The organism is Stenotrophomonas sp. STEN009, assembly GCF_056760395.1.
On sequence record NZ_JBRRES010000059.1, the window covers coordinates 1 to 15,097 of the forward strand.

Annotated in this window: 13 protein-coding genes; 10 read left to right on the top strand and 3 right to left on the bottom strand. The window is 67.4% G+C overall.

The genetic code is table 11. From position 1 onward, the window contains the following. The coding region (locus ACVOMM_RS18050) for an efflux RND transporter periplasmic adaptor subunit (RefSeq protein WP_481526591.1) at positions 1–1,309 on the bottom strand (1,309 nt) is incomplete at its 3' end. Positions 1,310–1,494: 185 nt separating this feature from the next. Here ACVOMM_RS18050 and ACVOMM_RS18055 point away from each other — a divergent pair. The 10 genes from ACVOMM_RS18055 to aceK all read left to right on the top strand — a co-directional run bounded on the left by ACVOMM_RS18055 (position 1,495) and on the right by aceK (position 12,236). Next, entirely contained in the window at positions 1,495–2,814 is a 1,320-nt protein-coding gene (locus ACVOMM_RS18055) for a M20 family metallopeptidase (protein ID WP_053515620.1), read from the top strand. A gap of 561 nt (positions 2,815–3,375) precedes the next feature. Beyond that, positions 3,376–4,194 (top strand): NADPH-dependent 7-cyano-7-deazaguanine reductase QueF, encoded by an 819-nt coding sequence (queF, locus tag ACVOMM_RS18060; protein ID WP_065181541.1) that lies wholly within the window; start codon positions 3,376–3,378, stop codon positions 4,192–4,194. Between the two features lie 216 nt (positions 4,195–4,410). Next, entirely contained in the window at positions 4,411–4,704 is a 294-nt protein-coding gene (locus tag ACVOMM_RS18065; protein ID WP_053515622.1) for a LysM peptidoglycan-binding domain-containing protein, read from the top strand. A gap of 47 nt (positions 4,705–4,751) precedes the next feature. Continuing rightward, a complete protein-coding gene (locus ACVOMM_RS18070) occupies positions 4,752–5,258 on the top strand; it encodes a hypothetical protein (RefSeq protein ID WP_053515624.1) in 507 nt (168 codons plus the stop codon). A 296-nt stretch (positions 5,259–5,554) separates the two neighbouring features. After that, positions 5,555–7,777: an NADP-dependent isocitrate dehydrogenase gene (locus tag ACVOMM_RS18075; RefSeq protein ID WP_065174392.1), complete on the top strand. Its 2,223-nt coding sequence runs from the start codon at positions 5,555–5,557 to the stop codon at positions 7,775–7,777. 307 nt (positions 7,778–8,084) lie between these two features. Beyond that, on the top strand, positions 8,085–9,050 hold the full coding sequence (locus ACVOMM_RS18080) for a hypothetical protein (protein ID WP_481526592.1): 966 nt from the start codon (positions 8,085–8,087) through the stop codon (positions 9,048–9,050). Then, positions 9,043–9,591 carry a GTP-binding protein gene (locus ACVOMM_RS18085; protein ID WP_481526593.1) on the top strand — a complete coding sequence of 183 codons (549 nt, stop codon included), beginning with the start codon at positions 9,043–9,045 and terminating at the stop codon, positions 9,589–9,591. Before ACVOMM_RS18080 ends, ACVOMM_RS18085 begins: the two co-directional genes overlap by 8 nt. Further along, positions 9,584–10,000 (top strand): roadblock/LC7 domain-containing protein, encoded by a 417-nt coding sequence (locus tag ACVOMM_RS18090; protein WP_128987687.1) that lies wholly within the window; start codon positions 9,584–9,586, stop codon positions 9,998–10,000. Before ACVOMM_RS18085 ends, ACVOMM_RS18090 begins: the two co-directional genes overlap by 8 nt. A gap of 53 nt (positions 10,001–10,053) precedes the next feature. Next, positions 10,054–10,413 (top strand): hypothetical protein, encoded by a 360-nt coding sequence (locus tag ACVOMM_RS18095; RefSeq protein WP_111186564.1) that lies wholly within the window; start codon positions 10,054–10,056, stop codon positions 10,411–10,413. Between the two features lie 92 nt (positions 10,414–10,505). Continuing rightward, on the top strand, positions 10,506–12,236 hold the full coding sequence (aceK, locus tag ACVOMM_RS18100; RefSeq protein ID WP_481526594.1) for a bifunctional isocitrate dehydrogenase kinase/phosphatase: 1,731 nt from the start codon (positions 10,506–10,508) through the stop codon (positions 12,234–12,236). Positions 12,237–12,253: 17 nt separating this feature from the next. Here aceK and ACVOMM_RS18105 read toward each other — a convergent pair whose 3' ends face one another. Both ACVOMM_RS18105 and ACVOMM_RS18110 read right to left on the bottom strand, forming a co-directional pair. Beyond that, on the bottom strand, positions 12,254–13,828 hold the full coding sequence (locus tag ACVOMM_RS18105; RefSeq protein ID WP_053515759.1) for a sensor domain-containing diguanylate cyclase: 1,575 nt from the start codon (positions 13,826–13,828) through the stop codon (positions 12,254–12,256). A 115-nt stretch (positions 13,829–13,943) separates the two neighbouring features. Further along, positions 13,944–14,960 (bottom strand): cupin-like domain-containing protein, encoded by a 1,017-nt coding sequence (locus ACVOMM_RS18110; protein WP_065174396.1) that lies wholly within the window; start codon positions 14,958–14,960, stop codon positions 13,944–13,946. Between the last annotated feature and the right edge of the window lie 137 nt (positions 14,961–15,097).

The window sequence follows — 15,097 nt, forward strand, 5'->3', positions numbered from 1 at the left end:
GTCGGCGGCCCTCTCCTGGGGGGGGGGCGCCGCCGCGCCCCCTCTTCGCCGCGGGGGGCCCCCCCCCCCCCCCCCCCCCCCCACCGCGGCGGCCTGCGCCGCCACTCTTCTGTTCGGCGGCCTTCAATTCGGCCTCGGTGGGTGCAGCCGGGGTCTCACCGGGCTTCAGGGCCGTGACCTTGCTGCCGGGCTTCAGGCGGAACTGGCCTTCACTGACCACCCGCTCGCCGCCCTTCAGGCCCTCGGCGATCTGCACGTGGCTGTCGCCCACTTCCACGCCGCTGCGCACGGTCTGCATCTTCACCGTGTTGTCGCCCTGCACGACGTAGACATACTCGCCGTCCGGGCCACGCAGCACGGCCTGGGTCGGAATCACCACGCCGCCGCCGATGGTGCGCAGCTGCATGCGCACATTGACGAACTGGCCGGGCCACAGGCCGTTGTCCGCATTGTCGAACACCGCGCGTGCCTTGAAGGTGCCGCTGTCGGCGCTGATCAGGTTGTCGACCACATCGAGCTTGCCGTCGCCGGACAGCACGTGCGAATCGGCACGGTCCAGCGCGGCCACCGGAACGATGCCGGCCGCCTGTGCCTGGCGCACATCGCCGAGCTGGCGTTCGGGCAGGTTGAACAGCACGTGGATCGGGTGGATCTGGGTCAGGGTGACCAGGGCGGTGCCCGCGTTGACCACGTTGCCGGCATCGACTGCACGGATGCCGGCGATGCCGGAGATCGGCGCAGTGACCTTGGTGTACTGCAGCTGCACCTGCGCCGAGCGCATGCTCGCCTCGTTGGCGGCCACTGCGCTTTCGTACTGTGCCACTTGGTTGCGTTGTGTATCCAGATCGGTCTTGGCGACGTACTGGCGGTACTCGGGGGCATTGGAGCGCTGGTAGTTGGAGCGCGCGGTCGCCAGCAGCGCCTCGTTCTGGCGCTTGGCGGCAGCGGCCTGGTCATAGCTGGCCTGGGCGGTACGTGGGTCGATCACCGCCAGCACGTCGCCCTGCTTCACTTCCTGGCCTTCGCGGAAGTTCAGGCTCATCAGCTGGCCGCCGACCTGAGGGCTGACCGTGACGGTATTCATCGCGGTGACCGTACCGAGCGCACTGGCGTAGACGGGCACGTCCTGGCGCACGGCGTCGACCACGGTCACCGGTACCGGTGCGGCATCGGCGTCATCGCCACCTTGGCCGGCGGCGACGCCGGGCCTGCCGGCCTTGTCCTTGCCACCGCCCAGCACGCGCAGGCCCACCACGGCCAGCACCAGTACGGCCACGACCAGCAGCACGATCTTCCAAACACGTGACATTCAAGGACTCCAAGAGGGCTGGACGGGCGGGGCCCGGTGGGCAATGCGCAAAGCATACCTGTGCCACATCACGTTTCCTGCATGACGGATGGGACGGGCGCTAGGACCGGTGCCGGCCGTGGAGGTTCCCGTAAAGGCAGCGTTGCCCTACATTCAGGTGCAGAACCCTGCCGTGGAGTACCGAGATGCGCCGTTCGTTGCTGCTGTCCGCCCTGATCCTGGCCCTGCCGGCCCTTGCCCATGCCCAGGACGGGCAGCGCCCCGAGGTGACCGCGGCCGCACAGCGGCTGCAGGCCAAAGTGGTGGAGTGGCGCCGTGATTTCCACCAGCATCCGGAGCTGTCCAACCGCGAAGTACGGACCTCGGCCGAGGTCGCCAAGCACCTGCGCGCAATGGGCCTGAAGCCGAAGACCGGCATTGCCCATCATGGCGTGGTGGCGATCATCGAAGGCGGCAGGCCGGGTCCGAAGATCGCCCTGCGCGCCGACATGGACGCGCTGCCGGTGACCGAACAGACCGGCCTGCCGTTCGCCTCGAAGGCGACCGATCAGTACCGCGGGCAGACGGTGGGCGTGATGCATGCCTGCGGCCATGATGCCCATACCGCCACCCTGCTGGGTGTGGCCGAGGCGCTGGTGGCAATGAAGAAGGACCTGCCGGGCCAGGTCATGCTGATCTTCCAGCCGGCAGAGGAGGGCGCGCCGCCGCCGGAAGAAGGCGGTGCCGCGCTGATGCTGAAGGAGGGCCTGTTCGCCGACTTCAAGCCGGAAGCCGTGTTCGGCCTGCATGTGTTCTCCAGCGTGCAGGCCGGTCAGATCGCCGTGCGTGGCGGTCCGCTGATGGCCGCCTCGGACCGCTTCGGCATCAAGGTGATCGGTCGCCAGACGCATGGCTCCGCGCCGTGGAACGGTGTCGACCCGATCGTTGCCACGGCCGATCTGGTCGGTACCGCGCAGACCATCGTCAGCCGTCGCGCGAATCTGTCCAAGCAGCCGGCGGTGCTCACCTTCGGTGCGATCAACGGCGGCATCCGCTACAACATCATTCCGGACGAGGTGGAGATGGTCGGCACCATCCGCACGTTCGACGAGGGCATGCGCCAGCAGATCTTCGCTGACCTGCGCAACGTCGCCGAGCACACTGCGGCCGCGCACGGGGCAAAGGCGGTCACCGACATCTACGAATCAGAGGGCAACCCGGCCACGGTCAACGATCCGGCGCTGACGGCGCGCATGCTGCCGAGCCTGCAGGCGGTGGTGGGCAAGGACAACGTGTACGAACCGCCCCTGCAGATGGGCGCGGAGGACTTCTCGCTGTATGCCAAGGAGGTGCCGGGCATGTTCTTCTTCGTCGGCTCCACCAGCGTTGGCATCGATCCGGCGACGGCACCGGCCAATCATTCGCCGAAGTTCCTGCTGGATGAGAAGGCGCTGGACGTGGGACTGCGTGCACTGCTGCAGGTGAGCCTGGACTACCTGCATGGTGCCGGCACCCCGGCAGGGTGAGGCTTTGCGGCAGGGCTTGCAGCCCTGCACCCCTGAAGCAACGGCAACGTCAACGGCAAAAGCGGTGCTGGATTTCTGTTGGTTGGGCGGGGCGGTGTGGGCCTGCAGGACACGCCGTAAACCCGTCCATGGGGGCTCGATGGCGCCATCCATGGCGCCAACGGTCCTGCAGGCCCACACCGCCCCGCCCCCGACAGGTTCACGCGGCTGCTGGTAGGTGTCGACCTTGGTCGACACAGGCAGACATCGGGAATGTCTGAAGGATTGGCTTTTGATTTTGATTTTTCTGATCTTTCCCGTGGTGGTGGCTGCGTGCAGGGAACTGTCAGGGGCCGGGGGGGGGGGGGGGGGGGGGGGGTGGGGCGGGGGAGCGGGGCCCGCGCCCCGCCCCCCACCCCGGGGTAAAACAGGGCCCCCCCCCCCCCCCACCCCCCCCCCCCCCCCCCCCGCGCCAAGCCGATAGACCGCCTTCCACGACCAACCGACAAAACCACCACGGAGGGGCTCCGCCGTTGGCCGGCCCGGCCGGAGGCCCGGCCCCGTCGCGATACAATGCGCACCATGAACACCCCCCAGGATTCCAGCCTCGGTCGCGAGGTCAGTTACCCGTCGCAGTACGATCCCGGCCTGCTGTTTCCCATCCCCCGCCGCGCCGCCCGCGCCGAGATCGGCCTCGACGACACCGCGCTGCCGTTCGTCGGCCATGATCGCTGGCATGCGTTCGAGCTGAGCTGGCTCGACCCGCGTGGCAAGCCGCAGGTGGCCGTCGCCACCGTGCAGGTGCCCTGCACCTCGCCGTGCCTGATCGAATCGAAGTCGTTCAAGCTGTACCTGAATTCCCTCAACAGCACCCGCATCGACAGTGCCGAGGCACTGCATGCGCGTCTTGTCGACGATCTGTCAGCCTGTGCCGGCGCACCCGTGCAGGTGGCGTTCGGCCTGCCCGAACTGCGCCCGGTACCGCTGGGCGAATCCATCGACGGCCTGGACCTGGAGATCGACTGCTACGGCCCCCCGCAGGCGGACTTCCTCTCGGCCGACGCTGCGCAGCCGGTGGAGGAGACGTTGGTCTCCGCGCTGCTGAAATCCAACTGCCCGGTTACCGGCCAGCCGGACTGGGCCACGGTCAGCCTGCGCTATCGGGGGCCGAAGATCGACCGGGCCGGCCTGCTGCGCTATCTGGTGAGCTACCGCGAGCACGCGGAATTCCACGAGCAGTGCGTGGAGCGGATCTTCAGCGAGGTCTCCGCGCGCTGCCGGCCGCAGTGGCTGGAAGTGGAAGCGCGCTACACGCGTCGCGGCGGCCTCGACATCAATCCATGGCGCGCCAGCCCCGGCATCGCGGCCCCGGCCGCGACCTACCGCGAGCTGCGCCAGTAACCGCCGCAGGCGGTTACGGTAGCGCCGGGCCACGCCCGGCGAGCGCAGCGGCCCCACCGATCCCCCGCAGGCGCTACCGATGGAGCAGCGGGCAGGGGGTGTCCATCTCCCGATTGTTCAGCCCCCCGGGGGGGCGGCTTCACATCTGCACCATCCCCATTTAACAACCGCCATGGCACCGTGCGAACCACGTAGTCATGCAGACGGGAGTTGTGGATGAGTACCGAGAAGAAAGCTGATTTCTCCGGCGTCAGCGCCAGCGTCGACAGTACCGCCCAGCAGGCACCGAAGGCGGACTTCTCCGGCGTCAGCGGCTCGGTGGACAGCACCGCCGAGGTGGTCAGCGGCGGCACCTACACCGTGCAGAAGGGGGACTCGCTGTCGAAGATCGCCAAGGCGCATCTTGGCGACGCCAATGCCTGGAAGAAGATCTTCGAAGCCAACCGGGACGTGCTCGATGACCCGGACAAGATTTTCCCTGGCCAGACCCTGAAACTGCCACCGAAGTAAGCCGGCCGCGCCCGCACGCCATCCGACAATCCTGGGAGGAACACCGAATGATCAAGACCACGCCGCTCCAGACCGCCCTGCTGACCGCCCTGTTGGGCAGCGTCGCCCTGGTGGGTTGCAAGAAGAAGGAAGAGTCGACCGACAGCAATGCAGCGCCCGCTGCCACCGCCCCGGCCGAAACGGCCCCGGCACCGATGACCGGCGCGCCGCCGCCGATGTCTGAGGCGGCAGTAGCCGTCTCCTCCGTCTCCGTCGGCAAGACGGCGGCAGCGGACAAGTCCGTCGCTCCGGCAGCACTGTTCGCGCCGAAGGACGATGTGATCGTGTCGGTCCGCACAGACGGTGCTGCCAACAACGTCAACGTCGGCGCCAAGCTGACCTTCCAGGACGGTCAGGTCGCCGGCGAGCAGAATGCCACGCTGAACACCAGCGGTGCCGAGACCACCAACATCACCTTCAAGAATGCCAATGGCTGGCCGGCCGGCAAGTACCGCGCCGAAGTCATGGTTGATGGTAAGGCGGCCGGAACGCCGCAGGAGTTCGAGGTCAAGTAAGTCCTGCCGACTCTCTCCCGGCAGGGCTCACGATGGACGCAGCCGCGAGGCTGCGTCTTTTTTTTGCGTGACACCCCCAGCCGGGTGAATCACTGCGTTGCAGTACCGGCGCGTATGGCGCGGCTTTGCCCCGCGCGGCTGAAAACGCGACAATGCAGGGGTTTCCCCTGCCGCGCGCCCACCCTGACGGCGACGGGGGAAAGCGTGGGGCCAAGCCCCGCGCGAGACACGGTTGCACGTGGTCCGGCGCTGCCGCCGGGCTTTCCCTGAGCACTGCTACAGAGTCCAAGTCCCCCATGTCCAAGATTCTCTACACGCTGACCGACGAAGCCCCGTTCCTGGCCACCCAGTCGCTGCTGCCGATCGTCGATGCCTACACCGCCACCGCTGGCATCGTGGTGGAAACCCGCGACATCTCGCTGTCCGGGCGCATTCTTTCGCAGTTCCCGGAACTGCTGGGTGAGGAGCAGAAGGTCAGTGACGACCTGGCCGAGCTGGGCCAGCTGGCGACCACGCCGGACGCCAACATCATCAAGCTGCCCAACATCTCCGCCTCGGTGCCGCAGCTGAAGGCGGCCATCAAGGAGCTGCAGGACCAGGGCTATCCGTTGCCGGATTACCCGGAAACGCCGGCCGACGACCAGCAGCGCGACTACAAGGCGCGCTACGACAAGGTCAAGGGCAGCGCGGTGAATCCCGTGCTGCGCGAAGGCAACTCCGACCGTCGCGCGCCGCTGTCGGTGAAGAACTATGCCCGCAAGCATCCGCATCGCATGGGCGCCTGGTCCGCCGATTCGAAGTCGCACGTCTCGCACATGGACGCGGGCGACTTCTATGGCAGCGAAAAGTCGGCAACCCTCGCCAACGCCGGCACCCTGAAGATCACCTTCCATGGCAATGACGGCAGCACCGTCGTGCTGAAGGAAAAGACCGCGGTCAAGGCCGGTGAGATCGTTGATGCCGCCGTGATGAGCCGCAAGGCGCTGGCTGCCTTCATCGACGCGCAGATCGCCGATGCCAAGAGCCAGGGCGTGCTGTTCTCGCTGCACCTGAAGGCGACCATGATGAAGGTCTCCGACCCGATCATGTTCGGCGTGGTCGTGGAAGAGTTCTACAAGGACGTGCTGGCCAAGCACGCCGACGCCATCCGGCAGGCCGGTTTCGATGCCAACAACGGCATCGGAGACCTGGTCGCGCGCCTGCCGTCGCTGCCGGAGGCCACCCGCGCCGCCATCGAAGCCGACCTGAAGGCCGAGTACGCGCAGCGCCCGGGCCTGGCGATGGTCAACTCGGACAAGGGCATCACCAACCTGCACGTGCCGAGCGACGTGATCGTCGACGCCTCGATGCCGGCGATGATCCGCGACTCCGGCAAGATGTGGAATGCCGAAGGCAAGCTGCAGGACACCAAGGCGGTCATCCCGGACCGCTGCTATGCCGGCGTCTACCAGGCCGTCATCGACGACTGCAAGGCGCACGGCGCCTTCGACCCGGCCACCATGGGCTCGGTGCCGAACGTCGGCCTGATGGCGCAGAAGGCCGAAGAGTACGGCTCGCACGACAAGACCTTCCAGATCGCCGCCGACGGCGTGGTCAAGGTCACCGATGACGCGGGCAGCGTGGTGTTCGAGCACGCGGTGGAGGCCGGTGACATCTGGCGCATGTGCCAGACCAAGGACGCCCCGATCCAGGACTGGGTCAAGCTGGCGGTCGAGCGCGCGCGCCTCAGCAGCACCCCCGCCGTGTTCTGGCTGGACGCTGCCCGCGCCCATGACGCGCAGGTCATTGCCAAGGTCGAGCAGTACCTGAAGAACCACGACACCGCCGGCCTGGACATCCGCATCCTGCCGCCGGTGGAAGCCACCGCGTTCTCGCTGGCCCGCATCCGCAAGGGCGAAGACACCATCTCGGTGACCGGCAACGTGCTGCGTGACTACCTGACCGACCTGTTCCCGATCATGGAGCTGGGCACCAGCGCCAAGATGCTGTCGATCGTGCCGTTGATGGCCGGTGGTGGCCTGTTCGAGACCGGTGCCGGCGGCTCGGCTCCCAAGCATGTACAGCAGTTCGTTGAAGAGGACTACCTGCGTTGGGATTCGCTGGGTGAGTTCCTGGCGCTGGCAGCGTCGCTGGAGCATCTGGGCAACCGCTACGACAATGCAGCAGCCCGTGTACTGGCCAAGGCGCTGGACGAAGCCAACGGCCAGTTCCTGGACAACGACAAGTCGCCTTCGCGCAAGCTCGGTGGCATCGACAACCGTGGCAGCCACTTCTACATCGCGCTGTACTGGGCGCAGGCCCTGGCCGCGCAGGACGAGGATGCCGCACTGAAGGCACGCTTCGCCCCGCTGGCCAAGGCCCTGACCGACAACGAGCAGAAGATCGTCGAAGAGCTGATCGCAGTGCAGGGCAAGGCCGTGGACATCGGCGGCTACTACCGCCCGGACGTGGAAAAGGCCAGCAAGGCGATGCGCCCGAGCGCGACCTTCAACGCCGCGCTGGAGCAGCTGCGCGGTTGATCCATCGCCGTTCGGTCGTGACTCCGGAACCCGCGCTTCGGCGCGGGTTTCTTTTTGGCTCCGGGGTCAGATCCCCTTTTGCCATGCAAAAGGGATCTGACCCAAGCGATGAAAACGTGACTTCCGTCAGCTGTCGGAATGCCGTCAACACGGCATGAAACTTGCCCGCGATGGCCGTCGCAGAACCGATGCGTGCGTAGGCGCGGGCACTGTCAATCTGAGCGGTCGATCACGACGGATGCCGCGGGCGATGACCTAGCCTTGGCGACGCGAGATCGCCGGGGAGGCGGTCGCACGGGGAACACGGATGGCACGCGTGCTGGTAGTGGGAACCGATATCCAGGGAGAGCAGGCCCTGCTCAGGCGCCTGCGCATCGCTTCGGCCCTGCCTGACGGCCAGATCCGCCGCAGCCAGGATCTGGACGACTGTGATCTGCTGGTCATCCGCGATACGCCCGCATTGCGCAACGCGGCCCTGCGCATGCGCCAGCAGCGGCCCCGCCTGCAGTGCTGGATCGAAGATCCCGGTGGCCAGCTGCGCGACGGCGATGGCCAGCAGCGTGTGCTCGATGACGGCGCCATCGGCCGCGCACTGCGTGGCATGCAGCGCCCACCGGAACCGGTAATTCCACACGTGCCCGCGCCGATCCGCCTGGCCGATGGTGCACACGCGATCACCCGCCTGCTGCGCGAGCGCTTGCCACTGCGGCAGGGTTACGCGCTGCTGGGGGATGCCGCTGGGCCCCTGCTGCTGCTGGACCTGGAGCAGGACCAGGCCATCGCACTGCACGAGCCCGTCGTGGCATTGGTCGAACGCCTTGCGCGGGGGTTCGAACAGCTCTGGCTCGATGCGCTGACAGCAGCGCAGCTGCAGGCCCAGGCGGCAGATCGCACCCGGCAGCCATTGCGCCCGTTGCTGTGGCAGTGGGCGCAGCGCAGCCCGCATTGGCAAGCCCTGGACGAGCGCCTGCGCGTCGCCTCGGTGAAACTGCTGCGCTGGCCTGACTTCCGCGTACTGGGCCACGATCACGATGGCTTCCGCCTGTGCTCGCTGCTGCTCAAGCGCGCCTGTACGGTGGACGAGTGTGCCGTGCTGCTCGACCTTCCGCAGGCTGCAGTACGCGATTTCGTGCACGCCGCTTATCTGTGTGGCTATGCGCAGCTGCAACCGGCGCCTGCGGCGACGGTGACGGTCATGCGCGGCACGGGCAACGACAGCGGGCTATTGGCCCGGCTGTGGCGCCACCTGCGCGGGAGCGAACGCAATGCGTGAGCACAAGGTGGTCGTGCTGGGTGGCATGGGCAGCGGCAAGTCGACGCTGGTGCGCAGCATCGCCGCCGGCACGGTGGTGGACACCGACGTCGCCAACAGCGATCGGCTTGGCGCCGACCAGGCATCGACCACGGTGGCGCTAGACTACGCCGACATCGATCTGCCCAATGGCGAGCGTCTCCGCCTGTACGGTACGCCGGGTCAGCAACGTTTTGATTTCCTGTGGCCGATCCTGCTGCAGGGTGCGCGCGGCGCGGTGCTGCTGCTGGATGGCCGACGTGCCGGCGTGGCTGCCGAACTGGACGGCTACCTGCAGGTGCTGCGGCCGTTCGGACCGGCGCTGACACTGGTGGTGGCGGTGACCCATCTGGACCAGGCACCGGCGGCCGCGATGGAACACTGGGCAGCACATGCGCAGATCGACGGCCAACCGCTGCCGCTGCTGCCACTGGATGCGCGCGACCGCGAACAGGGGCTGTTGCTGATGGATGTGCTGATGAGCGAGATCGAAGCGTACGCGCTGGTGACCGCGCATGGCTGACGGACAGGCCGCACTGCTGCCCGATGCGCGCCAGCGCGAACGCCTGCAGCCGTTGCTGCAGGACCTGCAGCAACGGGTGGAAGGGGTGCGCACCGTGGTGCTGGCCAGTGTCGATGGCTTCGCGCTGGTCAGCGCCGGCGCCGAAGGGCGTGGTGAACGCCTGGCCGCGATGACCAGCGCAATGCTGGCGTTGGCGGCAGCAGTAGGGCGCGAGCTGGTCCTGGGAGACCTGCAGACGCTGATGCTGGAAGCCGCGGGCGGCAAGGTGCTGATGCTGGCCATTCACGGTGAAGGGCGTGTGCCGCTGCTGCTGATGGCAGCCTGCGACCAGCGCAGCGTGATCGGCCAGGTGCTGTGGCAGAGCAGGGAATGTGGCCAGGCGATCCTGGCCGAACTCGGCGGACCGTGAGCCCGGCCGCAGGGGAACGAGGGGCTCGAACCTACACCGACAAGGGGTGCAACGTGTCTGGATTGACTGAATCGTTGAATGCACTGATGGGTATCGATGGCGCGCAGGCCGTGGCGCTGGTCGACTATGAAAGCGGCATGCTGCTGGGCGAAGCCGGTGCGGGGATGGACATGGAAGTGGCGGCAGCCGGAAACACCGAAGTGATCCGCGCGAAGATGAAAACCGCAGCGTCGCTCAACCTCAACGACAGCATCGAGGACATCCTGATCTCGCTGGGCAGGGCGTACCACATCATGCGCCCGGTGGCCAGGAAGAAGGGCCTGTTCTTCTACATCGTGCTGGACCGTAGCAAATCCAATCTGGCATTGGCCCGGCGCAAGGTGCAGGAAGTGGAGGCCGAGCTGGCCATCTGAGCCGATGCCTGTTGGAGCCGGGCAGGACCCGGCTCTACCCATTCCACCCCACGCCGGCGTATGGTTGAGCCATCTTCCCCGGTGAGGCCTGCATGTCCATGCCTGACATCGCTGCCGAGCTGGCGCCGCGCATCGCAGGCGCCATCCGCGATGGATTCGAGCAGTACCATGCCCGCTTCGCGGCGATCACCGCCCGCGCACGGCAGCGCTTCGAACAGCGCGACTGGAACGGTGCCCGCCAGGACGCCGTCGAGCGCATCGCCCTGTACGACCTGTGCATCGCCGAGCAGATGGATGCACTGCGCCGGCTTGCCGGCGAGGCAATCGGCGAGCGCTCGCTGTGGTTGCAGGTGCACGGCGCCTACAGCGCCCTGCTGCAGGGGCTGATCGACGCCGAGCTGTACAAGACGTTCTACAACACGCTGTCGCGGCGGTTGTTCGCCACTCGCGGCGTCGACCCGGCGGTGGAGTTCATCGCCTTCGATGTCGAGCCGTCCGATGCGATCACCCATCCGGTCGCCCGCCACACCTATGCGGTCTCGCCGACGCGCCCGGTGGAGGCGCTGCAGCGGGTGCTGGCTGACTATCGCTTCGATGTTCCCTATGCGCACCAGCTGCGCTGTGCCGCCGCCATCGCCGTACGGCTGCAGGATGATCTTGCGCACTGGGGCGATACGCCGGTACGCAGCATCGAACTGCTGGATACCGTGTTCTACCGCGAGCGTCGCGCCTATCTGGTAGGGCGCGTCTTCGGCGAGCATCGCTTCTCGCCCTGCGTGATCGCGCTGGTCAACGACGAACAGGGCCTGCGTGCCGATGCAGTGCTGACCCGTCGCCGCGATGTCGCCCACCTGTTCGGCGTGTCGCGCAGCTATTTCCAGGCCGACCTGGCCACCGTCGGCGACGCCGTGGTGTTCCTGCGCAGCCTGCTGCCGGGCAAGCCGATCGACGAAATCTACACCGTGCTGGGCCGTGCCAAGCAGGGCAAGACCGAGCGCTACCGCACCTTCTTCCGCCATTTCAATGAACATCCACACGAGCGCCTGGTCCACGCCGAAGGCACCCCCGGCATGGTCATGGCCGTGTTCACCCTGCCCAGTTACCCGCTCGTGTTCAAACTCATCCGCGATCGTTTCGCCTGGCCGAAGGCGATGTCACGGCAGCAGGTGGAAGAGAAGTACGCGCTGGTGTTCAACTTGGACCGTGTCGGCCGCCTGCTGGACGCGCAACCCTATCGGCACCTGCGCTTCCCGCGCGACCGCTTTGCGCCGGCGCTGCTTGACGAACTGCTGGGCCAGTGCGCGCAGAGCATCCGCGTCGATGGCGACGAAGTGGAAGTGGCGCTGTGCTACGTGCAGCGCCGTTTCCGCCCGTTGAACCTGTACCTGCGCGAGCAGGGCGCAGAGCCGGTGCGCGCTGCGGTGCTCGACTACGCGCAGGCGATCACCGACATGGCGCGCAACAACATTTTCCCCGGTGACATGCTGCCGAAGAATTTCGGTGTTTCACGTCACGGCCGCGCGGTGTTCTACGATTACGACGAACTGTGCCTGGTCAGCGACTGTGTTTTCCGTGCCTGGCCGCAGCCGAGCTCGCCGGAAGAGGCGATGGCCGACGAGCCCTGGTTCCACGTTGGCCCGCGCGATGTGTTCCCCGAACGCTTCGGCCCCTTCATGGGATTGCCGGCCGGCGAACTGGCGGCCGTGCGTGAGCACTATCGGCACCTGTTCGATCCCGGCTGGTGGCAGGCCCTGCAGGCCCGCTTCGCCAGTGGCGACTATCCGGACACGCCGCCCTATGCCGCCAGCCACCGGCTGGCGTAGCCCCGCGCGCCTGCGCTTCAGTCTGCGTGGGGGTAGACGATTACCCGGTTGCGCCCCTGTTCCTTGGCCAGGTACAGGGCCTTGTCGGCCAGGCGCAGGGCCTGCTCGGCATCGGCATGGAAGCTGGGGAAATGGGCCACGCCCAGCGACACCGTGATCGTGCCGACCGGTGCGAAGGGGTGATCGGCGATGTGCTGGCGCAGGCGCTCGGCGGCCTGGCGCGCAGGCTCGGTACCGATACCCGGCAACAGCAGCAGGAACTCCTCGCCGCCAGCGCGGCACAACAGATCGCTCTCGCGCGAGTGGCGGCGCATCTGCTCGGCGATATGGACGATGACGGCATCACCGACGTCATGCCCATGGCCGTCGTTGATCGATTTGAAGCGATCGATGTCCAGCGCCAGGATCGCGAAGGGAATGCCCTGCGCCTGCAGCGCATCCAGCGCATGCTGCAGCCCGCGACGATTCAACAGACCGGTCATCGGATCGGTGCGGCTGGCGCGGTTGAGCGTGCCGATCCGGTCCTGCAGTGCGTTGAAACTGTGCAGCACCGCATGCTTGAGCTGGGCAACCTCGAAGTACCAGGCGCGGATGCCGTTGACATGGCTGATCGCGTTGCCGGTGTCCTCGCCGGCCTGCACGTTGCGCGCCAGCTGCCACAGCGGCAGCGAAATGCGCCGGGCGAACCACCAGGTGATCACCAGTGACAACACACCCAGCGGGATCGCGTTCCAGATCACCGCCGACATCAGCCGCGACAGTGGCTGCAGGGTGGCTTCGGTGGGCCGCTGGGCGACGATGCCCCAGCCGGTGACAGCGACCGGGGCATAGCCGGCCAGCATCGATACACCGCGGTTGTTGCGCACCTGCTGCGCTCCCCGCTCACCGTGGATCACCGCCGTCACCGCCGGATTGCCGACCACATAGTCGCCCACCCGCTCGCCTTCGACGTGGTACAGCAGGCGGCCATGGCGGTCGACCACATACAGATACGAGCCGTCGCGATAGTAATGCGTACCCAGCAGCGTATGCAGCGCGCTGCGCTGGCGCAGGTACAGGGTGCCGCTGATATAGCCGCGGTACCGGCCCTGGCCGTCGAAAATCGGATGCGACAGTGAGACCAGCAGCTTGCCGGTGGCCGACTGGTAGGGATCGCTGATCATCGGCTGACGGGAGGCCAGTGCCGCATTGTTGCCCGCGCTGTGCAGGATCTCGCCCTGCAGCTGCAGCGTCTGGGGCGAGGTGGCGATCACCAGGCCATCGGCATCCACGACCAGCGAGGAGTTGAAGCTGCTCGACTGCAGCTGCAGGCGGCTGGCTTCGCCCTGCGCCTGGCGTGGATCCATGTCCGCCTCGCCCAGCCGGGTCGCGCTGTAGGCCAACTGCTGCTGGGCGGACAGCAGGAAGTTCTGGGTCGTCTCGGCCAGCTTGCTGGCATAGACGCGGTTGGCCTCCAGCGTGTTGCCGACCAGCTGGTCGCGTTGCACGCGGTAGCTGGCCAGCAGTGTATTGGCCAGGGCGATGATGGCGCTGAGCAGGGCGAGGGCCAGGATCAGCTTGCCCAGGTTGAGGCGGGGCGAAATCAGGCGCATGCGGAGCAGGATGGGGCGGGGGGGACCGCAATGCGGGCAGGCGCAGGCGGAATGCAGGCAGCATTATCGCCAGAAACGGCGTCGGCGCGGGTGAAGCCCGGCGCGACCGGCGGCCTCAGCGCTGCAGGCGGCGCAGCAGGGTCTGGCGCACGTGCGCGGCCGCCGCTGCGTCGAGCGTTCCCAGCACACCCTGCGCCTGCATCGGGATGTGTGCGGTCGCTGCCTCGCTGTCGGCGAACACATAGTGGTCGAACATCGCGCGCCACTGCGCGCGCTGTGCCGCGGGCAATCCGCGCAGGGCCAGGATCGACAGCATCAGGGCATTCATCGGCGAGTCCATCCAGGCCGGCACCGGCCGCCACCAGGTGTTGACCAGCACATTGAATGTTTCCAGACCTTCCATGTGGTGCCACCACAGTGAAGGGATGAAGACCGCATCGCCCGGTTCAAGTTCGGCCACCAGCGCCTGCTGCAGCGCCTGCGGGAAGCGCGGAAAGCGATCAAGGTCAGGTGCGTGGAAATCGACCAGGCTGATCGCCTGCCCTGCGGGAGTGAAATCGAGCGGGCCGATGTACAGGTTGTCGATCTGGTCCGGTGGGAACAGCGTCACCCGGCGGCGCCCGGCCGCCACGCATGCCAGGTTGTCCGGTACGTCCTGATGGGCGGCAATGCGCGAGCGGTTGCCGATCCAGATGCTGCTGAGAGGTTCGTCCACGCCCAGCTGCAGCGGATTGGCCCGGGTGAAGCCGGGCAGGAAGCTGTCCAGCGTCGTCGATGCCACGTAGATCGATGGCGGCGCCGGATCGGTGGCGTACTTCAGCAGCGTGGCCAGCACCACTTTCAACGGTACCTGCTCGCGGCGGAAGTTGAAGCCGCTCATGTCCGCGTTGTAGAACAGCCGGCCGCCGGCGTCGGGTGCTGCCGTGGTCGCGGTCACCGGCATCTGCCCGTGGTCGAACGCGGCCAGGTGCGCAACCGCCTCCGCAGGCGAGCGGCGCGCGGCCGCGACCAGGGGCCAGTGCGCGACCAGCCCGCGGATCACCTTCGGCGTGGTCCAGGTGTGCAGCCGGGCCGGCAGCTCATCCGGGTCCAGGTCCCGCACGTCATCGATGGGTCGGGGGTGGGGCAGCATGCGTGGACATCCTGGTCGTGATGGAGAGCCGGGCCCGTGCCCGGCGGCCTTGGGTCCGCGCATCATGCACCCGTGCGGCGTGGGGGGGGGGGGGGGGGGCCCCGTCCCCCCGCCCGGCCCCGCGGGCGGGCGGGGGG